We start from the raw sequence: 25,257 nt of genomic DNA on the forward strand, positions 1-25,257 counted from the left end.
TTCCGTAACAATAACACATTTCGATGAAGATATTTACTAAAATATGTTTATATGAGAAATGTTTTATCAATATTATTCTGGTTATCCAGTATTACAATATTTTCTCAGACATCTTTACAGGTTGTAGTAACTGATACTTCAGGCAATGAGAACTTTCATGTGAGTTGTACTCATGATCTTGATTCCAATGGCTGTTTATTACTCAATGTAAAATATCCTGAAATCAATGCGACAACAGGATATGATGTAACTCAAGAAAACTACACTCTACCTATCCCTATAAATCAAGGAACAGCCCTTAATGCAAATTATGACGATCTTTTTGCGACCAAGTTGGACCTTCCTTTCAAATTTTGCTTTTTTAATCAGTCATTCGAATCTCTTATCGTAGGATCCAACGGTATGGTAACTTTTGACCTTAGTCAACTTGGGAAGATCAACTACCCAAATGTCGATTGGACCAATCCAAATCCAAACCTTCCAAAAAATTCTATATTCGGGGTTTATCATGATATCGTTTTTTCTTCCGGAGATTCGTCTGAGATCTATTATTCGGTCATTGGAACAGCTCCCAACAGAAGATTTGTTATCAGTTTCTACAACGGGCGGGTTACCGGTTGTACAGACAGGTCATCGTCTCAGATCGTCTTGCATGAAACAACTAATATTATTGATGTTTTTGTTGAGAAAAAAGACCTGCCGTGTCCTACAAGAAAATTTGAGAATGCAATGATTGGCGTCATGAATGGTGACGGAACCATCGGGGTTTCCCCCTCAAATAGAAATACAGGTCTTTGGCAAGCTTATCAGGAAGCATGGAGATTTACCCCACAAGGTAATGCAATTGTTCCAGAAGTAACTTGGACGGACTCTTCCGGACAAAATGTAAGTTCCGGAATCCAAGCCACAGTCTGTCCAACACAGAATGAAACCTATACTGCCAATGTAAAATTCAACATTTGTGGAAGTGATTTTATAACCTTGAAGGATGATTTTGTCATCACCTTTGACCCCACATATCCTGTAGCTAAAAATTATACCCAGAACTATTGTGGAACAACTTCCCAAAATATCAATCTTGACGATTTCAAACCTAATATAACATCGCAGAATCCCACCAACTTCACTTTTACCTATCATGAGAGCAGAGCAGATGCTCAAAGTGGGCAAAATGCAATACCTGCAAACTATACACTTACCGCAAACAAGATTTTTTATGTAAGAATTCAGAACCCCAGCATTCCTACTTGTTACAGAATTGCGGTCTTGACATTAAACTTTCTCTCGAAGAATCTGGTAAAGGACACGGTAGAAATTTGCGATACCAACAATGATGGTATAGAAAAAAATTATAATCTCAGTTTGATTAATAAAGAACTATTTCCATCCGGAACAACCAATATTTCTTATTACCTTTCAGAATCAGATGCAGAAAACAATATCAATCCTATAACCAATATCGATATCACAACTTCCACCATCGTCTGGTTGAAGGTCAGCACAACTGGTTGTACATATGTCTTAGGACCATTGAAATTTAAGTTTAAACCTGGGGTCAACTTGAATTCGCCAATCGATTTCTCTTATAGTATGTGCGATATTAATGATGACAATACAGAACCCTTCAGTTTTGATGTGATCATCGGTCCTCTTATTTCCAATGACCTGGGTGTCGTCTTTAAAGCTTACCAGACCTATGCTGCAGCATTTTCCGGAACGGGAACAACCTTAAAAACAATTAAAGAAGGCCAATACAAGGTATACATCCGAGTCGAAATACCAAATGGCTGCTTTGCCATAGCAGAGGTAAATATGGATGTGACCTTCACAAAAGTTGAAGTTAAAAAGAAAGATGTCTATATCTGTTTCAATGGGACAGATGATATCAGCGTAGATCTTTTGACATTGTCTTCAGATATGCTGATATCTCCTTCAAGCGTACCGATCATATCATACCATTCTAACATGCAGGATGCTTCTTCCTCCCTTAATCCTATTCCAACAAATCAAACGATCACGGAGGATGGAAATTTTGTTACAAAAACTTTTTATGTACGATTTGAACAGTCTATTGATTGCTATACGATAAGGCCTATCAATATCCGTCTGGTTCACCCCATCATTTTTAATTCCAACGTAATGGCATGTGATTTTGACAACGACAATACGGAACTTGTACAGCTGGCACAATTTACACCCGCAATTATAGGAACTCAAACTGCCACTACACAATTCTACGATACATTGCAAGATGCACAAAGCGGTTTACGCCGAATCACCAGTACCACAGTTAATGGCACTAAACAGATATTTGTAAAAATCACCTCTTACGGCTGTTCGGAGATCTATCCTCTTAATATAGGTCTAACCTCTACTCCAATAGTTAATTCTGCCGTAAATATCGATATCAATAATATCTGTGACAATAATAACGACGGCACAGAAATATATAACCTGCAACTAGCACAGCCTCAGATTTACTCTGGATCAGACGTTACCTATACTTATTACAGATCTTACAATCCTGTAACCCATGTTTTTTCTGACATTATCAATACCCCCGACCGTTTTCCTGTACCGGGTAACGCTACAGTGTATGCCCGGGTAAAGTATAATAGCAACAACTGTTTTTCTGCTGCGCAGATCAATATCAAGATGTCTTTTTTACCTCCAGTAGTTTTGAACAGTGCGGTTTTGAATAAATGCGACCTTGATTTTAACCTGAATGAAACTTTCCAGCTGAATGATGCTATCCCGCAGTTATTCAACGCTTCAGAAAATGTACAACCTTTGTCTGATATGCAGGTCTCATATTATAGAACAGCTGCACAAGCCAACATCGGCGATCCTGCAAATCAGCTGGGCAATACCTTTACAACCAATATCTCAACCGTAGAGGTATGGGCCAGATTTGAGTCTAAAACATTGGGTTGCTATTCTACGGCTCCCATCAAACTAAACACCTATCTTCCACCTAAGGCCATTAATTCGACCATTAGGGTCTGTGATGAAAATCTGGATGGAAACTACGAAGTCAATTTGATGAATTTCACCAACCAAATGGTCGATATACCCAATGCTATCAACACTTTCACATTCTACCCAACTTTAACCGATGCACAGAGAGAAACAAATGCTATTACTGACCCGCAAAATTATATTTCAGCCCCTTTGCTAAGACCGATTTGGGTGAAAGTACAAAACATACCTGGTTGTAATGATATTGCGAGAATAGATCTGGTACAAGCCAATAAAATCAATATCCAAAATACAGTTCCTTATCAACTGGTGGTCTGTAAGGATGGAGATTCGGGAATTGCTAATCTAAGCCAGTTTGAACGTCAGATATATCCCGGAGCCGGAGCAAGCTTTTTATATTATCCTTCTTTACCTGATCTATATGCCGGAACCAATGCTATCACCAATCCGACGGATTATTCATTCAGTTCAATGACCGGACCCAATATCATTTATGTTAGAGTGGGTACTCCGGGACTTTGTCCTGACAAGGCAGAGATTCATCTGTCGATAAAACCGGCACCAGAGTTCGATATTCCTACACAATATATATGTCCGGGCGATAAGCTGGATTACACCGTATCCGTTCCGGGCTTTACCATCAAAAGCTATGTCTGGACAAATCCCGCAGGTCAGGTCATAGCAAACAATACTCCCAGCATTTCTGATATCGGTGAAATTGGCACATATAAACTTACTGTAACAGCTGACAACGGATGTTCCTACACTGACACTTTTGAACTCACATATTATGACGTCCCAGTCATAGAACGCCTGGAAGCCAATGGTAATACTTACATCATATTCGCATCAGGGTCCAAACCTATCCTATATTCGATGGATGGTGTTACTTGGCAGACTGAGAATATTTTTACCAATCTGCCTGTAGGAATCCAGACTTTTTATGTAAAGTATGAAGGCGAAGATTGTATAGTGAAACAGCAAGGTGTCATTCTCAACATCCCGAACGTCATCACGCCCAACGGCGATGGCTACAATGATCAATGGACCATCAGGAATCTTCATGTCTTCGGTGGCAAACCTACTAATGTCAAAATATATGACCGTTTCCAGGTCTTGGTTTTTGAGCAGAGCAGCAATACCGAGATTATTTGGGACGGCAAGATTCGGGGTCGAGTGATTCCTACGACCTCATATTGGTACATCATCACATTACCTGATGGCCAGCAGTTTACGGGCTGGATTGTTTTGAAGAACCGTTTAAACTAATATTGTGCAGGTTTTTAATGAAAGCTTTTGTTAATGTTTTGCATTTTGAATATCTTTAAAACCACAAAACAAACTTTAAACATTGAACCTTAAACGATAAATTTCAATGACATTCCAAGAACAAATACAACAGGGAATTCCAAACGAATTACCTCAAGCAAAACCATACGACCCAACCATCAATCACGCGCCTAAACGTAAAGAAATCTTAACGGATGAAGAGAAAAAACTTGCTCTGAAAAACGCCTTACGTTATTTTGAACCGAAATTTCACGCAGAATTGTTGCCTGAATTCAAGGAAGAACTGGAAAAATACGGAAGAATTTATATGTACCGATTCCGTCCGGATTATGAAATGAAAGCGAGAGACATTGCAGAATATCCTGGAAAATCGGAGCAGGCAAAAGCGATCATGCTGATGATTCAGAATAATTTAGACTATGCGGTGGCGCAACATCCTCACGAACTGATCACTTACGGTGGAAATGGTGCGGTTTTCTCCAACTGGGCGCAGTATCTTCTGACGATGAAATATCTATCTGAAATGACTGACGAACAAACTTTAACCATGTATTCCGGTCATCCGATGGGGTTGTTTCCTTCGCACAAAGATGCGCCGAGAGTTGTGGTGACGAATGGAATGATGATTCCGAATTATTCTAAACCTGATGATTGGGAGAAATTCAACGCGTTGGGTGTTACTCAATATGGACAAATGACGGCGGGAAGTTATATGTACATCGGTCCGCAGGGAATTGTTCACGGAACTACGATTACGGTTTTAAATGCTTTCAGGAAAATCAATAAAGAACCGAAAGGCGGTTTGTTCGTAACCTCAGGTTTGGGTGGAATGTCGGGAGCTCAGCCGAAAGCAGGAAATATTGCAGGTTGCGTGACCGTGATTGCAGAAGTCAATCCGAAAATCACCAAAATCCGTCACGATCAGAAATGGATCAATGAAATTCACGAAAATCTGGATGAATTAGTGACAAGAGTAAGAAAAGCTCAGAAAAATAATGAAACGGTTTCTATAGCTTACCTTGGAAATATTGTTGAGGTTTGGGAGAAATTTGATGCAGAAAATTTAAGAATCGATATCGGTTCAGACCAGACTTCGCTTCACAATCCCTGGGCGGGCGGTTATTATCCGGTCGGACAAACATTTGAGGAATCAAATACAATGATGGCAGAAAACCCTGAATTATTCAAACAAAAAGTTCAGGAAACCTTGAGAAGACACGCTTCCGCCATCAACAAACACACAGCAAAAGGAACTTATTTCTTTGATTATGGAAATGCTTTTTTACTGGAAGCTTCAAGAGCCGGAGCTGATATAATGTCTGAAAATCCTACGTTGGGAAGAGAGTTTAAATACCCAAGCTATGTTCAGGATATTATGGGACCGATGTGTTTTGATTACGGTTTTGGGCCGTTCCGTTGGGTTTGTACTAGTGGAAAACAGGAAGATCTGCAGAAAACAGATGAGATTGCCTGCAACATTTTAGAGGAAATGATCAAGAGTTCTCCCAAGGAAATTCAACAGCAGATGAAAGACAATATCACGTGGATCAAAGGAGCACAGGAAAACAATCTGGTAGTCGGTTCACAGGCGAGAATTTTATATGCCGATGCGGAAGGGAGAATGAAAATCGCAGAAGCCTTCAACAAAGCCATTGCCAGCGGAAAAATCGGGACGGTTGTTTTGGGCAGGGACCATCACGATGTTTCGGGGACGGATTCGCCGTACAGAGAGACTTCCAATATTTATGACGGCTCGAGATTCACGGCAGATATGGCGATCCATAATGTGATCGGTGACAGTTTCCGTGGGGCGACCTGGGTATCCATTCACAACGGTGGTGGCGTTGGTTGGGGCGAGGTGATCAACGGTGGTTTCGGGATGTTGCTCGATGGAAGCGATGATGCCGACAGAAGATTAAAATCGATGCTGTTCTGGGACGTGAACAACGGAATTTCCCGACGAAGCTGGGCAAGAAATGAAGGTGCTGTTTTCGCCATCAAAAGAGCAATGGAAGCTGAACCGAATTTGAAAGTAACATTACCGAATTTTGTGGATGAGAGTTTGTTTTAAACGTCATTGCGAGGAGGAACAACGAAGCAATCTGTTGAATTGATCATGATAACTCCAATAGATTACTTCGCTTTACTCGCAATGACAGAACATAGAAAAACCTGCCTCACAGCAGGTTTTATCTTTATTATTATATCTTACTATATCTTTGCTCACGGATTACAAATCCACGAAATAGAGTCCAAACCTGAATCTTTCCATATAAATTATGTTTAGAATCCTGCGGAATGACAAACTGTACGGGAATTAATTGATATTTTTGAAATATTGAAAATACCTCTAAACAATCAATTAAACTAATACTACAGAGATGAAAATATTTAAGCTTCCATTTTTAATATTTCCGGTATTAATTTTTGCTCAAAATAGTCTTCCAGATTTATATCTAAAAAATGGAATTGATAAGAATAATGATGTACAAAATTTATTAAAGCTTAAAAAGAACGAAATCTCAGTTTCTTTTTATACGAACGGAGGTCTGATTCCTGAATATCTAATCGACAATTTTATATTTAAGCAGAACAACCGTGTGGTACATCAAAAAGCTAAAATATTTTACAAAAAAGGGGGAAAATATCAGAACAATATTATTAATATTTCCAAAGAAAAAGAAGATGAGCTAAAAAAAATAATCAATTCCGATTTATTCTCAACATTTTCAAAATATTCTCAAGCGGACTTTCAGTATTCGCAAAATAATCATCAGATTTGTGCTAAGGGATATATTGACGATGCACCCGAAAACTTTATAATGATTATACAAAACGGAATGCAAAGCACAATTATGGTTTATTTGCCAAAAAACAACATAAATTGTAGTACTAAAGATTCTCCTTTGATGAAGTTTATAGAACTACATCGATTATTCGGGATTGAGATAGAAAGATAATATAAATCAATATGAAAAAACTAGGGATCATAGGCTGTGGCTGGCTAGGAACACACATTGCAGAGAGGGTATCAGACCAATACGAGATCTTTGCAACTACAACCACGGAATCTAAAATAGAAGATCTACAATCGAAAGGTTTCAACTCTACTCTAGCCAACTTCCCGGACAAATTGGATCCTGAAATGAAAGAATGGGATATGGCGTCACAGCTAGATGCGATCATCATCAGTGTTCCGTTTTCGGGAATCCGAGGGGCACAGATCTCTATGACAGAAAAACGACAGAACCTGTTAAACTTTTTGGGCGATTTTAAAGGTCAATTATTTTTGATGAGCTCAACTGGTGTTTATCCTCAAACTGAGAAAGAATTTACCGAAGATGATCAGCCGGCAAAGGAAGTGGAAAGCGAACAATTTATTTTGGATAAATTTCCTCAAACCAACATTTTAAGATTAGCCGGATTGATGGGTGACCAAAGGCTGTTGAAGAATTATAACATCTCCAATCTCGATCAGTTGGTGAATCATATTCACTATAAAGATATCTGTTCGGTTTTTGAAAAGATGCTTGAGAATAATTCCCAATCCAAAGTTTATAATGTCGTTGCACCCACCCATCCGAATAAAGAAGAAGTGATCAATTCCCAAAAAGGACTTCCCTACTCCGGTGAACGAACAACGAAAGGCAGAATAATCTCTCCCGACAAATTGATCAAAGAATTGGATTTTGAATTTCAGTATCCAGATCCGCGGTATTTTCATTTATCCTAATGATAGAAAATATAGATTTTTGATTGACAATTATTTCTATCTTAGCATAATGCAACCGATTGCGCAAAATCGCCATTCATGAAATCAATACTTCTATTAATATTAAGTTTAGCAACCGTATCTTGTTCTGCTCAGAAAAAAGATACGTTGGCTGATAAAGTGTTATTGTATCAACTTCCAATCGGTGGTTGGGGAAAACAATTGGGAACAAAAGCTGTAGATTACAGCTTACCTATCGATAAGGATTTATTAATTAAAATAAAAGCTTCGGGAGATGACCACGCCACGATAGATAACAATGCAACCTCAAAAGAAATTACGATTCTTATCAATGCTTATAACGAAACCAAAAATTTGACTTATCTCAAATCGGCTGAAAAAGGAATCGCTTATCTTCTTAACATGCAATACCAAAACGGAGGTTTCCCTCAATATTATCCCAACTCTGCTATCTACCGAAAACAGATCACTTATAATGATAATGCAATGATCAATGCGCTCAGCATTTTATACAATGTTGCAGAAGGCAAAAACGGTTTTGATGTCGCAGACCCAAAATTGAAGGAACAATCCAAAATCGCTGTCACAAAAGGAATAGATTGTATTTTGAAAACCCAATATGTTCAAAACGGAAAATTAACAATCTGGGGAGACCAATACAACGAAGTAACTTTGAAACCGGAAAAAGCCAGAGCTTTTGAACCTGCATCTTTAGCCAGCGCAGAATCGGTAAGTATTGTTAAATTTTTGATGATGCAACCTACTAATCCTGAGATAGAGAAAGCTGTAAATTCCGCAATCCAATGGTTCAAAGCCAATAAAATCGAAGGTTACAGCTATAATGTTGTAAAGAAAGACAACAAAGCCGTGAGAACTTTGCAGGAAGATAAGGATTCTGTGATCTGGGCAAGATTTTATGATCTGGAAACCAACAGACCAATCTTCGGCGACCGGGATGGTAGCATCAAATTAAATTACAATGATGTCTCCGAAGAAAGAAGAAATGGTTACAGCTGGTACGTGGACAGCCCACAAAAACTAATCGACAAAGATTACCCGACTTGGTTAGCAAGGAATCATTTGGCTGAATAATTTTGCAAGAATTTTTATTTGGAATCATTCTTGAACCTTTTCTGTAAAAATCGTTCATTATGGAAGCAAATACAATCAAAACCATCGCAAAATACGGATTAGGTGCCATGTTGATTTCTGCAGGAATCGGACATCTCACCTTCGCCAGAAAAGAATTCCAGGCACAGGTGCCGGAGTGGGTTCCATTGGAAAAAGATGACACCGTGGTCTATTCCGGCATCGTGGAAATCGCAATGGGAACAGCCATCATCGCAGCGCCTAAGAAATACGAATCATTGGTAGGCAAAATAGCAGCAGGATTATTCACGGCCGTTTTCCCTGGAAATTATACCCAGTACAAAGAAAGAAGGGATGCTTTCGGTCTGGATACTGACAACAAAAGATTTGCAAGACTATTCATGCAGCCGTTGTTATTACTTTGGGCTATAAAATCTACTGACAATAAATAAAGCAGGTATAAAAAAAGTCTTCGACTCCGCTCAGACTGACATCTTTAGCAAACGTATTAGAAGTATCATGCTGAGCGGAGTCGAAGCACCTGTAATATATTCAAATCAAAACTCAACTCTATGTTGGGTTTTCTTGATTTTCGCATAGAATAAATCTATGTTAACAAACACCAAGAATCAATCTTTATCTCTAAATTTATACTTCGAAAAAATCGAATTTAATTTCACATTAAATCAAAAACTATGAGTTCAGCACAAACCTATTTCAACAACTTATTCAAATCAGAAAACGAAATCCCAGAAGAATATAAAGTTCCGGTGATCCATCAGAGAGAATACCTTCTTAATGGAGAACTCGTCCAATGGAGCGGTGATGTTACCGAAATTTATTCACCAGTTTGTATCCCAACAGAAAACGGACTGGAAAGAAAACTTTTAGGCAGCATCCCGAATATCGGACCACAGGAAGCACTTGATGTTTTGGATGCCTGCGTAAAAGCCTACGACAACGGACTTGGCGAATGGCCAACAATGTCTGTAGAAGGCAGAATCAAATGTATGCAGAAATTCGTTTATCTGATGATAAAAGAACGTGATCTGGTCATCAAATTATTGATGTGGGAAATTGGGAAAACCTTGCCCGATTCTACGAAAGAATTTGACAGAACTGTAGATTACATCAATCAGACTATTGACGCTTTAAAAGACTTGGACAGAGAATCTTCCCGTTTCCAACAAGCGGAAGGGACGATTGCTCAAATCAGAAGAGCGCCACTTGGTGTTGTTCTAAGTATGGGACCATTCAACTATCCACTGAATGAGATTTTCACAACGTTGATTCCTGCCTTGATCATGGGAAATACGATTTTGTTCAAATTACCAAAATACGGTGTTCTCGCACATTATCCTTTATTGAAAGCTTTCCAGGAAGCCTTTCCAAAAGGAACAGTGAACACACTTTACGGAAAAGGCTCGGAAATCATTACGCCAATTATGGAAAGCGGAAAAGTGAATGTTCTGGCCTTCATCGGTTCCAGCAAAGTGGCGAATGGCTTGAAAAAACTTCATCCAAAGGTGAACAGACTGAGAGCAATTCTTAGCCTTGATGCGAAAAATGCAGCAATCGTTACGAAGAATGCCAATTTAGATGTTGCAGTCAGCGAATGTATTTTGGGTTCATTATCATTCAATGGACAACGTTGTACAGCTCTTAAACTGATATTCGTTCAAAAAGATGTGGCGGAAGAATTCACCCAAAAACTTTCGGCAGCCGTTTCTGCAATGAAAGGCGGATTACCTTGGGAAAAAGAAGTTAAGATCACTCCACTACCAGAAATCAACAAACCTCCTTACCTGAAAGAATGTCTGGACGATGCTTTATCAAAAGGCGCAAAAGTCCTGAATGAAAATGGCGGTCATAATGAAGCATCATTCTTCTTCCCAGCAGTTGTCTATCCTGTAAACAATGATATGAAATTGTATCACGAAGAGCAATTCGGGCCAGTGATTCCTGTTGTTCCATTCGAGAGCATAGATGAGCCTATCGATTATCAGGTGAATGCGGACCACGGCATGCAAGTAAGTATCTTCAGCGAAGATGCTTTGGAAGTTTCTAAATTGATCGATCCGTTTGTAAACTTGGTGAGTCGTGTCAATATCAACTGCCAGGCTCAGAGGGGTCCGGACGTTTTTCCATTCACAGGAAGGAAAGACAGTGCGGAAGGGACGCTTTCTGTTTTTGATGCGCTTCGTTCTTTCTCCATACGTTCACTGGTCGCGGCAAAAGTGACCGATTCCAACAAGGAATTACTGAACACCATCGTGAGAGACCATGATTCCAATTTCCTGAGCACAGATTATATTTTTTAATAGACTCCAAGATGATAGACTAGAAGAAAATAGACTTTTTTATAGCTGATAAAATCCGCAACCACCAATTGCGGATTTTTTCATCCATTTAACACTAAAAAATTGCTAAAATTTTGGAATCGATTTCAGTATTGCTTTTTTTACAGTATTTTTGAAGTCTAAATTTCTGAATTGAAAAAATTAGATAAATATATCATCAAGACCTTCTTCGGTCCTTTCTTTTTTATTTTCAGTGTATTGTTCTTCATTTTCATTGTGAACATTATCTGGACACAAATGTCTCAGCTGACGGGAAAAGGTCTTACGTACTGGGAGATCATAAAACTGCTTTATTATCTTGGGATGAATGTTGTGAGCATGGTACTACCTCTTACAATTTTACTTTCCTCAATTATGACATTCGGGGATTTTGGTGAGCGTTATGAACTTGCTGCTATGAAAGCTGCCGGTATTTCTCTGCTAAGGGTCATGATGCCCTTATTGATCACCGTTTCTTTTCTCGCAGGGATTTTATTTTTCTTTTCCAATAATGTGATTCCTGATTTTCAGCGAAAAGCAAAGAACATGCTCTTCAATATCGTATCTTCCAAACCGGCGATCAATTTTACACCTGGTGTTTTCATCGATCAGATATCCGGATATTCTGTAAAATTTGATAAAATATATGGCGAAAAAGGAGAAAAACTGGAAGGCGTCTTTCTTCATAAAAATGCTAGTATTTATGATGACCAGCGAACCATTATTGCCAAAAGTGGAAAATTTGCTCCAGCTGAAGATAGAAATTATCTGAAACTCCTTCTTTATAACGGATATGTTTTTGAAGACAATATCACCAACAAACCATATGAGGAAAGAAAAAAACAGCCTAATCAGTCAATTAAATTTGATACGCTTGTTTACCATTTTGACATTAGCGAACTGATCAATAATGCTATCGAACAGGAAAAAATCACAGATGACTACCGCTTCCAAACTTATAATGAGGTGAACGAAACTCTTGTGAAAAATAGAAAAGGAAACGTTGCATCTTTGAACTCCATCACTTCTCCTGTTATTTCTCAGACCAATAGTTATGTGGAATATATCGATAAGACCAAGTCCAAGGAAAAAATAAAGGAGCCTTATAAAATTGACACTTTAAAATCAGCAAAAAAACTTGAGGTACTCTATTCTGCCTACAATAAAATAGACGCTTTGAAAAGTAGTATAGAGTCCAATGAGAATGCAATCAATGATACTATAAAACTTCATAATAAGATCGTGATCTATCAGCAAAGAATCGTTTCTTATTCCTTTACATGTATCATTTTCTTTTTGATCGGAGCCAGTCTGGGATCAATAATTAGAAAAGGAGGTATGGGATTACCCGTGATCATCGCTATTGTTATTTTCATCATATTCTATGTTTTGAATTTATCTGTAGAAAATCTCTCATGGAAGGGAACAATGAATCCTTATTTTGCAGCATGGTTACCGAATCTTGTGCTTTTCCCCTTCAGCGTCTGGTTAACCTACAAGGCTCTTACGGATTCTCAGGTGTTTGATGTGGAAAAATACAAAGCTCTTTTCAAACCAATCATTGAGAAGTTCTCAAAACCAAAAGAACATGAGCGATATCAATAACTAAAAAACTAAAGTAAATAAACATCTTATCAAGATTATTTTCCTTATCAAAAGGAACTGATTTTGATAAGATTTTTAGTTCAGTTGAAATTCTAATCTCATTCTAATCTCTCTAATTACATTTTAATTTCTTTCCAAAAGCTTTCTAATTTGGTCATAATAGTTTTGTATCATCAAAAAGTTACAAATCACTAAAATCATAAAGTTATGACCAAGACCATTTTAATAGCAACAGATTTTTCACTGGAATCTTTGGATGTACTTAAAAAAGTTTTAAAAAATAAAACCGATAAGAATGATGAAAACCAATATAACATTCTTTTGGTTTCTGGGTATGATATGGGAGACTCTATCAGAGACCTTTTATTTACAACCAAGAGTTCTGTTTTCAGCAAGATCAGACCACAGGAGTTTTGCGATGCTTACAGCATTATCAATAACAAATATCCGAACCTGATCAACAAGATAACTTGCGACATCTTCACGGGAAATTTCCAAAGAACATTCAACAATTTTATAGAAGCAGCAAATGTAGATGAGGCCTATTATTCAACTTCAACAAGCAAGAATCTAAGCAAAAATCAGTTTGAGATCACTACTTACCTAAAGAAAAACAAACATGTTGAAGCTCAAGAAGTGGTAATTGCAACAACAGAATTCGTTCCGGAAAAAGGAAGATTGGCTGAAGTTTTCTTATAGGAATAATTAAAAAATCTGTATTTAATTAAAAAAACAAATAAAATGTTAAGAAATTATAGTAACAGCAGAACGTTGGGAGACAACATCAGACTGGGGACGCTGACTGCATTCACTGCAGGAACTATAAATATAGCATCTCTATTGATATTTCTCTCATTTACGTCCAATGTGACAGGACATTATGCGATATTCGCAGCAGAAATCAGCCAGGGAAACTGGACCCAGGTTGCAGTAGTGGCTTCATGGATCTTTCTTTTCTTCTTTGGAGGATTTGTGGCCAACTTAAGTGTCATCAACTTCAATAAGAAAAGTAAATATTTCGCCCATGCATTGCCGATTGTTTTGGAAATCCTTTGTCTTTTGGCAGTTGGAATCTACGGACAGTTCTATTACCAAAAAACCTTGGGAGAAACCGAAACCCTGGTAGCATTGATGCTTTTTGCAACAGGTCTACAGAACGGATTGACTGCCAGTATCTCAAACTTTTCGGTAAAAACAACACACCTTACAGGGACGACCACTGATCTGGGAATCTTATTCTCGATGTTTACTCAGAAAAAATTCAGAAAAAATCCTGAACTGATAGCAAGGGCAAAACTATTGATGAGCATTATGCTTGCCTATGTTTTAGGGGCTGTGTTCTCCGGGTTGACCTATTACCAACTTGAATTCCGAGTATTTTATGTGATATCCATCTGTTTGTTGGTCGTCATTGGTTATGATTTTTATAAGATCAACATCAGGCACTTCCGTACAGAATATAGATATTATAAAATTTTTCACAAACCAACCTTTATTGCCTTCTTATATTATAAAATCCATAATAAAGAAGAAGAAAGAACAACTAGTGTTGGTAATAATGCAAGACCACAAACCAAACTTGCCTTTGGAGAAAAGTAGAAAACACAATCAATATATCAATTTTTTGTAATAGTTCTTTATTAAAAAACCGCCAGAGAATTTCTTCGGCGGTTTGTTTTAATTTATATTGGTAATCTTTCAATTATTGTTCAACCCAAGTATGGTTTTCTCCGGCTAACTCGCCAAGATATTTTTCTGCATCCATTGCTGCCATACAACCACTTCCTGCAGCTGTAATTGCTTGTCTGTAATGGTGGTCCTGAACATCACCTGCTGCGAAAACGCCCGGAAGATTGGTTCTTGCAGATTTGCCTTCTGTGATGATATATTCGTTTTCATCTAGGTCGATTTGTCCTTTGAAAATCCCAGTATTTGGTTTATGACCAATCGCAATGAAAATTCCGTGAACATCAATTGTAGAAATTTCGTCTGTTAAATTATTAACAACTTTAGCTCTTTCTACCAAAAAATTTTCACCTTCAATTCCGATTAATTCGTGGTTATATTTCACTTCGATGTTAGAAGTGCCTAGGACTCGGTCAACCATAACTTTTGAAGCACGGAAATGGTCTTTTCTCACCAATAGAGTCACTTTGTTACAAATCTTAGAAAGATAAGTTGCCTCTTCTGCCGCTGTATCTCCTGCTCCAACTACAATTACATCTTTTCCTCTGTAGAAAAATCCGTCGCAAGTTGCACAAGCCGAAACACCGCCACCAGCATATTTTTTCTCATCAGCTAAACCCAAATATTTCGCAGCAGCACCTGTAGAAATAATGACACTTTTCGCCAAAATCTCACGAGAACCTGTGCTCAATTTATGGATTCCACCTCTTTCCTTGGCAAATTCTACTTTGGAAATCATTTCGTAATGAACTTTAGTCTCGAAACGTTCTGCTTGCTTTTGAAGATGAAGCATCATTTCCGGTCCTGTAATTCCATCCGGATAACCTGGGAAATTTTCTACTTCAGTAGTGGTTGTTAATTGTCCTCCAGGTTCCAGCCCTGTAAAAAGTTCAGGTTTAAGACTTGCTCTTGCTGCGTAAATTGCCGCTGTAAAACCAGCTGGTCCAGAACCTACAATGACGCAGTCTAAGATATTATTTTCCATTTTTATGATTAAATTATTTTATTTTTAAGGATATAAATTGATTCAAATTTCTTGTCGAAATTGGAGTTTTCAAATATAATTTCTTTGTTTTAAATCGAGTACAAATTTCGGGAATTAATTATTCAAAACCTATCTAAACTGTCAATGCGATTTATATGGATGATAAATAATTAATCTTTCTAAAAACCACCCCGTCAAAAATTTCTTTGAAATTTTCGCCACCCCTCCACTAAGAGGAATTTTTAAACTGAAACTTTCAGTTCATCGACTTTTATGATTTTATAAACCATTTCTTTATAGATTTCCTCATCTTCCATTTGTCTTACACCAAGACCTTTCGATTTCAAATCCATTTCACGAAGAATGGAAATCACTCTGGTCGCATGCTTCAAAGGATAAAATCTCGCCGCTTCCGAATAATCTTTGATAGCATAGGGATTCACACCCATTGTTGAAGCAATCGTCTGAGGCGATTGTCCTGACAAAGTATGATAAATAATGATATTGGAGAAGAAGTTGTATAGCGCACCAAAAGCCATTTGAATAGGATTCGATTTTTTGTTCTTTCCCATATAATAAGCGATGCTGAAAGCTTTTGCTAGGTCTTTCGTCGCTAATGCTTTCTGAAGTTCAAAGATGTTGAAATCTTTGCTGATTCCGATATGTTCTTCAATGATTTTTCCGTCTAGGATTGCACCGTCTTTCAGAACGATTTTCAGCTTGTTCAATTCATTAGCAATTCTGGAAAGGTCATTTCCAAGATATTCCGCTAAAAGGTGACTGATGTTGGGCGCAGATTTGATTCCCATTACAGACATCTCTCCTTGAATCCACGTTGGAAGCTGATAATCTTTCATCTTCTCACTCGTGAAAAGCATTCCGGATTTGGCCAAAGTTTTTGCTGCTTTTTTTCTAGCGTCTAGCTTTTTGTGTTTATGAGCAAAAACCAAAATGGTAGAAGGAACAGGATTATTTAGATAAGTTTCCAAAGCTTTAGATTCCTCTTCATTCAGTTTCATATCTTGTGCTTCTTTCACAATGATGAGCTGCTTGTCTCCCATCATAGGATATTGTCTTGCCAAAGAGAGGATCTCGAGATAACCTGTATCACGGCCATAAGCAATGGTTTGGTTGAAAGCTTTCTCTTCATCCTCCAAAACATCCTGCTCAAAATGCTTGACAGCCAAATCGATATAAAAAGCCTCGTCGCCCTGAAAAAAATAAACTGGTAATAGTTCTTTATTTTTAATATTTTTGAGGATAATATCTATTTCTTTCATCTTAAAGTATGCAGGTTCCGAAGCTAAATTTTGAAAATGAGTTCGATTTCCAAATCAAACAAGACAAAGATACATTTTTTATCTATGATTTGGTAAGGAAAAGCTGGCTCGTACTCACGCCGGAAGAATGGGTGAGACAGCATTGGCTCCATTATTACAGGTTTGTAAAAAAGAAAAATCTATCGTCATTAATCCTTGAAAAAAAGCTTGAACTGAATGGAACGACAAAGCGAATCGACCTTTTGATCACAGAGAAAGCAAAACCAAAAATATTACTGGAACTCAAAGCTCCGAGTATTGCTTTGAAAGAAATCCACTTTGAGCAAATTGCTCGTTATAATAGCTTAATTGGCGCAGAACAAATCATCATCAGTAATGGATTACATCATATTTTTGCTGAATTGACGGAAAATGGTTACCAGTTTCGGAAAACGATGGAATAATCTTAATAATAATGGTTTATAATTTTGGAATAAGTATTGATTATGACTAATCTGCATATAATACTTAATTCAAAACTGAATGACTGAAAAAACTACTCAACCATCTAAGCTAAAAAAAACATTGATGATTATCGGCGGCATTATTCTTTTGCTGCTGTTGATTTTTCCTTTTGCGCTGGACTTTTACCTGAAAAGAAAATTACCAGATCTCATCAATGACAAAACAGCTTATAACTTGAAGTTAGACGATTTTAATCTGAGTTTATTTTCAGGCGATTTGACTGCTAATAATATTTTCATTAATAATAAAAACGCTAAAGATTCTACAGTTACACAAATCAATGGAACTGTAAAAGAATTAAAAATCAATGATTTCAATATTTGGAAAGCGCTTTTCAAAAAATCTTATCACTTAAAAAATCTGGTTTTATCTGACCCAAATATCACCTTAATTTTTGCTCCAAAAAAGGACAAAAAGAAAACAAACTCTAAAAAAACAGATATTAAGTTAGAGAATATTATCATCAGTAATGGCAATGTGAAAATTCTTAATTCTCACAAAAAATCAATTTTCAATGGACAAAATATGAATATCAAACTCACAGATATTCAGCAAAGTGAAGATGATTCTAAAATCCCGATTGCTTTTAAGGAATTCAAAATCGATGCACAAAATGTAATTATCACTGCTAACGATTTTTATCAAATCAATGCCGAAAAAATCTCAGCAAAAAATAAAACGCTGGAGATTTTGGGATTTCATCTTAATCCGATTCAGGATGCTAAAAATTATAACGCCAAGAATATTTTCGATTTCGCTTCTGAGAAACTTTCTGCTAAGAATTTTATCATCAACCAAGATTCTTTGATTGTTGATGAAATCGATTTTGTGAAACCTGATTTGAAAGTAACTTCGACCGGAAAAAAAACGGTTGAGGAAAAAGCGGACAAAAAAAAAGAAATGAATCTGAAAATCGGTTTGAAGAATATCAATTTCAATCAAGGAAAAATACTGGTTTTACAGTCTGACTTGCAAAAAACGGCTTCTATTGACAACTTCAATTTCAAACTCAGTGATATTGTTTTTGATAAAAAGACGGTGAAGGAAAAAATCCCATTCAGATTCACGAATCATAATATCGAAGCCGAAAATATTTATCTCAAAACAGACCAATTTCAAGCTTTAAAAATCGAAAAAATCAAATCTGAAAATCAAGATATTACGATTGACAAATTTCAGATGCTTCCTATTGGAAAAAGTAGTCACAAGGATATTTTTGACATCAAAACTGATAAAATTTTAATCACAAAAAATCAGTCAAAATATATCGGTCAAAAACTGAATCTCAATTTCGCAGGAATCGATGTTGTGAATCCGAAAATCACAATCTATTCTTCAAAACATAAATCTGACAAGAAAAAGAAAGCAGAAACAACGCCCGATTTTCAAGCTTTAATTGGGAAATTCAATATTATCAATGGTCAATTCAGACAATATTCTGATGGGAAAGAAAAATTATCTGTCGCGAAATTTGATGTGAATTTGAATCAAATAAAATCAGATAAAAACATCCTCAAACAAGATATTCCGTTCGAAATCAAAAGCCGATTGATTACAGCAAAAAACATCAATCTGGATGCAGGAAAACATTATCATTTGAAATTAGCTTCACTTAAAAATTCAGGCAAACAAACCGATTTACAAAATTTTGAATTTCTTCCAAAATATTCCAGAAAAGCCTTCAGCAAAGTGATTGCAAAAGAAGAAGATCTTTACACCATCCGGACAAAACATATTGCGATTACGGACAAAGATTCTAAAATCGGAACAAATACGATTATCAATCTGGACAAAATCATCATCAATAATTTAGACTGTAATATCTACCACGACCTTGCTCCGCCCGATGATAACGCTGTGAGATACTTATTCAGCAAAAAATTGAGAAATATAAAATTTCCGCTTTTTGTCAATCAAATTCAGATTCGGAATTCGGATTTGACTTATGAAGAAGATGCCGAAAATGCGAATAAACCTGGAAAACTGACTTTTGATGACTTCAATGCAACCATCAAAAATGTGAATAATACGAAAATCAAAGGTTTGCCGACTTTAATCACAGTTGATTCTGATTTCAAATTTTATGGAACTGCGCCAACGACTGTGACCTGGAAATTTGATGTGAAAGATTTAGATGATAAGTTCACAATTGTTGGAAACATACAGAAGTTATCGGCTGATAATGTGAATCTTTTTGTGCGACCTTATTTGAATGTGACTTTGGATGGAAAAATCGATTATGTGAAGTTTGATTATTATGGTTCTAACGCAGGAATTGCAGGAAAATTCTATTTTAAATACAAGGATATGTACGTAAATTTCCTCAACAAAAAAAACGGAAAAGAGCGAAAAATCCTTTCGACGGTTGCCAATTGGTTTGTAAGAAACGAATCGACCGGCGAACCGGAACACGTCAATATCGAGAAGAAACGCGAGCCAGAAAGAAGCTTTTTCAATATGCTTTGGCAAGGGATCATGGAAGGCTTGAAGAAGTATGTGATCTAGTTTTTCAACCACAAAGTTGAAAAGGAGTTTCACAAAGTGCACAAAAAATTAAACAAAATTCGTGTTCCTTGTGTTAAAATATTTCCTTAAAGGTTAAAATCCCTCTTCGGATTGAAAAGATAGATCAAAAAGAAAAACAAAACGGAAACCGCCAAAAAGTATTGGTAATAATGAACCGCAGATTGTGAACTTATTGTAGTCGTTGTAGAACTTGAGGATCTGTGAAGTTCACTGATAAGATTATTAATGGCATTATCAAGATCATTTCCGTCGAGATAATTGCCTCCAGTTGAATTAGCGATATTTTTAAGCGCTTTGGTTTGTAACTTTGAAACAACAGTTTCTCCATACATATCAGATTTATAGCCCATCAATTGTCCGAAATAATATTCTGGAATTGGCGCGCCTTCTTCTGTTCCTACACCAATTGTCGTCACTCTTATTCCTTCTTTTTTTGCCAGATTAATTGCTTCGTCCTCGTGACCTTCGTTGTCTTCACCATCACTTATTAATACGATATTCCGGGAACCTTTGGTGATATTTTTGAATTTTTGAGCAGCAATTTGGATTGGTTTCAGAAAATCTGTTCCTTGGTTTTGGATAACGCTGGTTTCGATTCCTGAAAGATAAGTTTCGGCGGCAGAATAATCACTGGACAAAGGCATTACCGAATAAGCATCGCCTGCAAAAACAATGATTCCTACTCTATCATTCGTCATCTTTTGAAGAGAATTGATGATGATATTTTTCGCTTCGTCCAATCGGCTTGGCTGGATATCCTGAGCATTCATTGAGTTAGAAACATCCAAAACGAAAATCGTACTACTCACATTTTGCTGCACACTGATTTCTTCTTTTCCTCCCAAAAGGTCGATAATAGAAAATATCAAAAATAAAAATCCTAATAAATATAAAATCGGAAACAGCTTTGCAAATCCAGAAGTTTTCTCGAACAAGACATTCTGAAATCTATCTTCTGCAAAAACATTTCTTCGTTTGCTTTTCCAACGGATATAATGAATAATGAAGTAACCAATGACAGGCAACAACAGAAGCAACAACAGATACCAGTAATTTCCCAAATACCAATTCATCAGCTTAATTCAAAATTTTAAAAATTACCCATCTCAACAACGCATCCAGCAATAGAATTGCTAAAGCTATCCAAAGAAAAATTCTGAAATATTCTTCATAATTATACAATTTTGAAGTTTTGACATCGGATTTTTCCAATTGATTAATTTCATCATAAACATTCTGAAGACTACTGTTGGAAGTTGCTCGGAAGTATTTCCCTCCAGTCAGTTGTGCGATATCAATCAACGTATTTTCATCAATTTCAGTCTTTTGTTCTGTGAAAACAATGTCTCCAAAAATATTGGTTCCCGTTGGAAACGCAGCAAATCCATTGCTTCCAATTCCAACTGTATAAACTTTGATACTGTTATTTTTTGCTAATTCTGCGGCGATTTGTGGAGGCATTGCATTCAGAACGGTGTTCACGCCATCGGTCATCAAAATGATGATTTTACTTTTGGCTTTGCTTTTTTTCAAATGATTGACAGCAACTGATAAACCCTCACCAATTGCGGTTCCTGGTTGTAATTCGAGAGGATTTAATTGATTTAACTCATCAATAGCAACTTGGTGGTCGGTTGTCAAAGGAACTTTGGTATAAGCTTCTCCCGAATAAGCCACCAAACCAATCCTGTCATTTTCTCTTTTATTAACGAAATCAATCGCGATTTTTTTCAATGCTTCCAATCTGTCCGGGTCAAGGTCTTTCGCCATCATACTCAAGGAAACGTCCACAGAAAGCATAATGTCAATTCCTTTGGACTCATCTCTGTCTTGAGAAATTGTGTAAGTTCTGGGTCTTGCCAAAGCAATAATCAAAGCTGAAAGAATAAGATATTTCGAAATCTTCAGAAAAGTCATCACGAGCGAAATGTTTCCGCTCGGTTGCATATTCTTTACCGAAGGCACAGCAATTCCTCTACTCTTTTTCTTGCCCGAATCCAATATCAATAATGGAATGAACAAAATAAAAAGCAGTAAAAACCACGGACTATAAAACTCGAAATTCACGGATTAATTATAAATGATGATTGATAAATGATTTTATTTAAGTTTTCTAATTTTAGATTTGTCTGCATCCGAGAGTTCTGCAACAGAAACATTCCGAAGATTCTCAGCTTCCACATCTTTCGTAGAACGTTTTACAAAATCTCTGATTTCTGTAAAATCTTTAGCCATTAATTCCTTTGTAGGAATCGTTTTCGCAAATTTTACAAGGTCACCACGCAAGAATATATCTTCCACGATTTTTTCATTCTCCTGAGAAATCGCATTCGTATTTTTCATATAATCTATCAAATCGTCCGTCAGCAAAACATCTGCCGGAATCTGATATTGTTTGGTGATGAAAGTTCTTGTAATATCAATCAATTCGACATAGAAAGCACGGAAATTTTCATTCTCGATATAATTTTTCTTTCTGAGTTTTTCCAAATCTTTCAAAGTCTGATTCGTAGTAACAATCGGGCTCGATTTGCGTTTTCTTCCATATTTTATAATGCCGATAATTAAAACAATAATTGCAATAATCATCAATGCGACAAGAACGTAAAATTTATACAAATCCCAGTAATCCTGGACATTCAGTTCCACTTCTTTGTTCTTCATAATGTCATTGATCTGGTCACCTTTTTTGGCTGTATTAATGACTTCAACTTCGTAAGGAATGGTTTTCAGGATTTTACCTCCGACTTTTACCTGAATTTCCGGTATCGTAAATTTCCCTTCCTGAAAAATCGCAAATTTCACAGAACGCAGATAGATATCTTTTTGTTTGGCAATACTGTCATTGATCATTTCGAAGTGAAAAGGTAACAATTCATTTCTTGGTGAAGCCTGAACATCTTTTCCACCCAAATCCAAAATCTGAATTTTAAAAACCGCAACTTCGCCTAAAGCCAAAGTCGTTTTATCCAGATTAGATGACAAAGTTTGACCAAATCCAAAAGCAGAAATGAAAACAAAAAGCGGAAGAAATAATTTAAACAATTTATAAGGCATCGATGTGCGTGATTCTAAAATTTATTTTCTGAAATATTGATACAAAAATTTACTATAATCGTCAGAAGTATTGATATCTAAAAAATGGGCTGATGAATTTTCGAATTCTTCCTTGATGTGCATCATTTTCCGTTTTTGCTGTTCCGCAAATTCATAACGCCACCTTGCGCTGGAAGTATTCGCCCAGACTTGCTTCCCGGTTTCAGAATCACGAAACAATGTGTAACCAATATCCGGAATCTCCATATCTTTTTCGTCAAAAACCCGAAGTCCCAAAACCTGATGTTTTCTTGCTGTGACATTCAGGATTTTCTGGTCAAATTCGTCCTCGAAATCAGAAAAAACAAAAACCAGAGATTTTCTTTTGAAAACACTCATCATATAATTGAAAGCCGAATTTAAATCTGATTCGGCAGGAACATACTCTGCTGACAAAATATTACTTACAATCGACAAAACGTGTTTTCTACCTTTCTGCGGTGGAACGACTTTCAGAACTTTGTCAGCGTATAAAATCAATCCGACTTTATCGTTATTTCCAGCAGCCGAAAATCCTAAAGACGCACAGATTTCTGCAACATATTCTCTTTTCAGCTGGGTTTTGGTCCCATAATCCATCGATGCGGAAATGTCTACAACCAACATCATTGTTAGTTCACGTTCTTCTTCCATTACTTTCACGAATGGTTCGCGGAAACGCGCTGTTTTGTTCCAGTCAATTCGTCTTGTGTCATCTCCGAACTGGTATTGCCGAACTTCTGAAAATGTCATTCCCTGGCCTTTGAAAGCGCTGTGATATTGTCCCATAAGCGATGCTTCCGTTTTCTTTCGAGTCCGGATTTCTATCTGCTTTACTTTTTTGACGATATCTTTTATCTGCATAAATGGTTGATAGTTGTCGGTTGTCTGTTGATAGTTTTCAGACATCGAAATTTCTCCGACAACTGACAACCATCAACTAACAACCTGTTTAAGGTGCTTGGACCTTACTGAGAATTCTATTTACGATTTCGTCCTGAGTCACTTCTTCCGCTTCTGCTTCGAAGCTCAATCCGATTCTGTGTCTCAACACATCTTTTGCAATTTCTTTCACATCTTCCGGAATCACAAATGCTCTTCCTTTGATGAAAGCATAAGCTCTGGATGCAATTGCTAAGTTGATACTTGCTCTTGGTGATGCTCCGAAACTGATGTAATTTTTAAGTTCAGACAATCCATATTTTTCAGGATAACGTGTTGCGAAAACCATATCCAGAATATATTTCTCGATTTTCTCGTCCAGATAAATCTGATTGATAAGTTTTTTAGCTTCAACAATTTGTTCAAGATTAACGACTTGTCTGATTTGCGGAATATCCTGTGTAGAAATCATTCTCATTACCTTTCTTTCGTCTTCAAACTCAGGGTAATCTATTTTACACTTCAGCATAAAACGGTCGGTTTGTGCTTCCGGTAAAAGATAAGTTCCTTCCTGGTCAATCGGGTTTTGAGTCGCTAATACAAGGAAAGGTTTTGGCAAAGGCATTGTTTCATCGCCAATCGTCACTTGCTTTTCCTGCATTACTTCAAGAAGTGCGGACTGAACTTTTGCCGGCGCACGGTTAATTTCATCAGCCAAAACGAAATTAGCGAAAACAGGACCTTTTTTTATCGAGAAATCGTTGTCTTTGACATTATAGATCATTGTCCCCACAACATCTGCAGGCAACAAATCCGGTGTAAACTGAATCCGTGAAAACTGTCCGTGAACAGCTTCTGCCAAAGTTTTGATTGCTAATGTTTTTGCCAAACCGGGAACACCTTCCAAAAGAACGTGGCCATTTCCCAGAAGTCCTATCAAAAGACGGTCAATCATATATTCCTGACCGATAATAGCACGGTTGATTTCTTGTTTTAGAATATTAAAAAAGTAATTCTGTTCTTTTACTTTTTCTGTAAGCTGTCTGATATCTTCTGCTTGATTCAATTCTGACATAGTTGATCTTAATAATTGGTAAATTTCATATAAAAACCCGCAACAGCAAACACAACAATTGCTAATCTTGCGTTAAATATTTGTTAAAAGCATGGAGGTTGCAGGTTTAAGGATGGAAGTTACTTTGCAACTGCTTTAGTTTTTGCTAATAAATGTGGATAATTTGTCGTTTATTTATAATTAATATAACTTTGAACTAAATAAAGCTT

The 25,257-nt window shown here is 36.8% G+C and carries 19 protein-coding genes; 12 read left to right on the plus strand and 7 right to left on the minus strand.

The window, feature by feature from the left end; genetic code table 11:
• Nucleotides 1–51: 51 nt before the first annotated feature.
• From RTX21_RS12165 to RTX21_RS12210, 10 genes are all read left to right on the plus strand, one after another.
• Nucleotides 52–4,248 (plus strand): T9SS type B sorting domain-containing protein, encoded by a 4,197-nt coding sequence (locus tag RTX21_RS12165; RefSeq protein ID WP_312768026.1) that lies wholly within the window; start codon nt 52–54, stop codon nt 4,246–4,248.
• 106 nt (nt 4,249–4,354) lie between these two features.
• A complete protein-coding gene (locus RTX21_RS12170; protein ID WP_312768027.1) occupies nt 4,355–6,340 on the plus strand; it encodes a urocanate hydratase in 1,986 nt (661 codons plus the stop codon).
• 310 nt (nt 6,341–6,650) lie between these two features.
• Nucleotides 6,651–7,229, plus strand: coding sequence for a hypothetical protein (locus RTX21_RS12175; RefSeq protein ID WP_312768029.1), 579 nt, complete (start codon nt 6,651–6,653; stop codon nt 7,227–7,229).
• An 11-nt stretch (nt 7,230–7,240) separates the two neighbouring features.
• Complete coding sequence (locus RTX21_RS12180) at nt 7,241–8,002, plus strand: hypothetical protein (protein ID WP_312768030.1); 762 nt, start codon at nt 7,241–7,243, stop codon at nt 8,000–8,002.
• Between the two features lie 78 nt (nt 8,003–8,080).
• The gene (gene pelA / locus RTX21_RS12185) at nt 8,081–9,094 is read left to right on the plus strand and encodes a pectate lyase (RefSeq protein WP_312768032.1); all 1,014 of its coding nucleotides are present in this window, start codon (nt 8,081–8,083) and stop codon (nt 9,092–9,094) included.
• Between the two features lie 59 nt (nt 9,095–9,153).
• A complete protein-coding gene (locus RTX21_RS12190; protein WP_312768034.1) occupies nt 9,154–9,543 on the plus strand; it encodes a hypothetical protein in 390 nt (129 codons plus the stop codon).
• 243 nt (nt 9,544–9,786) lie between these two features.
• On the plus strand, nt 9,787–11,412 hold the full coding sequence (locus RTX21_RS12195; RefSeq protein ID WP_312768037.1) for an NADP-dependent glyceraldehyde-3-phosphate dehydrogenase: 1,626 nt from the start codon (nt 9,787–9,789) through the stop codon (nt 11,410–11,412).
• A gap of 171 nt (nt 11,413–11,583) precedes the next feature.
• Complete coding sequence (locus RTX21_RS12200; protein ID WP_312768039.1) at nt 11,584–13,035, plus strand: LptF/LptG family permease; 1,452 nt, start codon at nt 11,584–11,586, stop codon at nt 13,033–13,035.
• Nucleotides 13,036–13,242: 207 nt separating this feature from the next.
• A complete protein-coding gene (locus RTX21_RS12205) occupies nt 13,243–13,734 on the plus strand; it encodes a hypothetical protein (RefSeq protein WP_312768040.1) in 492 nt (163 codons plus the stop codon).
• A 42-nt stretch (nt 13,735–13,776) separates the two neighbouring features.
• Complete coding sequence (locus RTX21_RS12210; protein WP_312768041.1) at nt 13,777–14,634, plus strand: YoaK family protein; 858 nt, start codon at nt 13,777–13,779, stop codon at nt 14,632–14,634.
• 103 nt (nt 14,635–14,737) lie between these two features.
• Here RTX21_RS12210 and trxB read toward each other — a convergent pair whose 3' ends face one another.
• Both trxB and holA read right to left on the minus strand, forming a co-directional pair.
• Nucleotides 14,738–15,706: a thioredoxin-disulfide reductase gene (gene trxB, locus RTX21_RS12215; protein WP_312768042.1), complete on the minus strand. Its 969-nt coding sequence runs from the start codon at nt 15,704–15,706 to the stop codon at nt 14,738–14,740.
• 242 nt (nt 15,707–15,948) lie between these two features.
• Nucleotides 15,949–16,986: a DNA polymerase III subunit delta gene (holA, locus tag RTX21_RS12220; RefSeq protein WP_312768044.1), complete on the minus strand. Its 1,038-nt coding sequence runs from the start codon at nt 16,984–16,986 to the stop codon at nt 15,949–15,951.
• Between the two features lie 8 nt (nt 16,987–16,994).
• Here holA and RTX21_RS12225 point away from each other — a divergent pair, with 8 nt between their 5' ends.
• Entirely contained in the window at nt 16,995–17,429 is a 435-nt protein-coding gene (locus tag RTX21_RS12225) for a type I restriction enzyme HsdR N-terminal domain-containing protein (RefSeq protein WP_312768046.1), read from the plus strand.
• 79 nt (nt 17,430–17,508) lie between these two features.
• A complete protein-coding gene (locus tag RTX21_RS12230) occupies nt 17,509–19,995 on the plus strand; it encodes a hypothetical protein (protein WP_312768048.1) in 2,487 nt (828 codons plus the stop codon).
• Between the two features lie 86 nt (nt 19,996–20,081).
• Here RTX21_RS12230 and RTX21_RS12235 read toward each other — a convergent pair whose 3' ends face one another.
• From RTX21_RS12235 to RTX21_RS12255, 5 genes are all read right to left on the minus strand, one after another.
• Nucleotides 20,082–21,089, minus strand: coding sequence for a VWA domain-containing protein (locus tag RTX21_RS12235; protein ID WP_312768051.1), 1,008 nt, complete (start codon nt 21,087–21,089; stop codon nt 20,082–20,084).
• Nucleotides 21,090–21,093: 4 nt separating this feature from the next.
• A complete protein-coding gene (locus tag RTX21_RS12240) occupies nt 21,094–22,083 on the minus strand; it encodes a VWA domain-containing protein (RefSeq protein WP_409414979.1) in 990 nt (329 codons plus the stop codon).
• Nucleotides 22,084–22,116: 33 nt separating this feature from the next.
• Entirely contained in the window at nt 22,117–23,061 is a 945-nt protein-coding gene (locus RTX21_RS12245; protein ID WP_409414980.1) for a BatD family protein, read from the minus strand.
• A gap of 33 nt (nt 23,062–23,094) precedes the next feature.
• Nucleotides 23,095–23,955 carry a DUF58 domain-containing protein gene (locus RTX21_RS12250; RefSeq protein WP_312768481.1) on the minus strand — a complete coding sequence of 287 codons (861 nt, stop codon included), beginning with the start codon at nt 23,953–23,955 and terminating at the stop codon, nt 23,095–23,097.
• 88 nt (nt 23,956–24,043) lie between these two features.
• The gene (locus RTX21_RS12255; protein WP_312768059.1) at nt 24,044–25,048 is read right to left on the minus strand and encodes a MoxR family ATPase; all 1,005 of its coding nucleotides are present in this window, start codon (nt 25,046–25,048) and stop codon (nt 24,044–24,046) included.
• Nucleotides 25,049–25,257: the final 209 nt, after the last annotated feature.

The organism is Epilithonimonas sp. (assembly GCF_032054305.1).
Taxonomy (GTDB): domain Bacteria; phylum Bacteroidota; class Bacteroidia; order Flavobacteriales; family Weeksellaceae; genus Epilithonimonas.

Excerpts from the sequence above, each read along its gene's own strand:
- RTX21_RS12165 (WP_312768026.1), top strand. The coding sequence starts at position 52 with ATGAGAAATGTTTTATCAATATTATTCTGGTTATCCAGTATTACAATA.
- RTX21_RS12170 (WP_312768027.1), top strand. The coding sequence starts at position 4,355 with ATGACATTCCAAGAACAAATACAACAGGGAATTCCAAACGAATTACCT.
- RTX21_RS12175 (WP_312768029.1), top strand. The coding sequence starts at position 6,651 with ATGAAAATATTTAAGCTTCCATTTTTAATATTTCCGGTATTAATTTTT.
- RTX21_RS12180 (WP_312768030.1), top strand. The coding sequence starts at position 7,241 with ATGAAAAAACTAGGGATCATAGGCTGTGGCTGGCTAGGAACACACATT.
- pelA (WP_312768032.1), top strand. The coding sequence starts at position 8,081 with ATGAAATCAATACTTCTATTAATATTAAGTTTAGCAACCGTATCTTGT.
- RTX21_RS12190 (WP_312768034.1), top strand. The coding sequence starts at position 9,154 with ATGGAAGCAAATACAATCAAAACCATCGCAAAATACGGATTAGGTGCC.
- RTX21_RS12195 (WP_312768037.1), top strand. The coding sequence starts at position 9,787 with ATGAGTTCAGCACAAACCTATTTCAACAACTTATTCAAATCAGAAAAC.
- RTX21_RS12205 (WP_312768040.1), top strand. The coding sequence starts at position 13,243 with ATGACCAAGACCATTTTAATAGCAACAGATTTTTCACTGGAATCTTTG.
- RTX21_RS12210 (WP_312768041.1), top strand. The coding sequence starts at position 13,777 with ATGTTAAGAAATTATAGTAACAGCAGAACGTTGGGAGACAACATCAGA.
- trxB (WP_312768042.1), bottom strand. The coding sequence starts at position 15,706 with ATGGAAAATAATATCTTAGACTGCGTCATTGTAGGTTCTGGACCAGCT.
- holA (WP_312768044.1), bottom strand. The coding sequence starts at position 16,986 with ATGAAAGAAATAGATATTATCCTCAAAAATATTAAAAATAAAGAACTA.
- RTX21_RS12225 (WP_312768046.1), top strand. The coding sequence starts at position 16,995 with ATGCAGGTTCCGAAGCTAAATTTTGAAAATGAGTTCGATTTCCAAATC.
- RTX21_RS12230 (WP_312768048.1), top strand. The coding sequence starts at position 17,509 with ATGACTGAAAAAACTACTCAACCATCTAAGCTAAAAAAAACATTGATG.
- RTX21_RS12235 (WP_312768051.1), bottom strand. The coding sequence starts at position 21,089 with ATGAATTGGTATTTGGGAAATTACTGGTATCTGTTGTTGCTTCTGTTG.
- RTX21_RS12250 (WP_312768481.1), bottom strand. The coding sequence starts at position 23,955 with ATGCAGATAAAAGATATCGTCAAAAAAGTAAAGCAGATAGAAATCCGG.
- RTX21_RS12255 (WP_312768059.1), bottom strand. The coding sequence starts at position 25,048 with ATGTCAGAATTGAATCAAGCAGAAGATATCAGACAGCTTACAGAAAAA.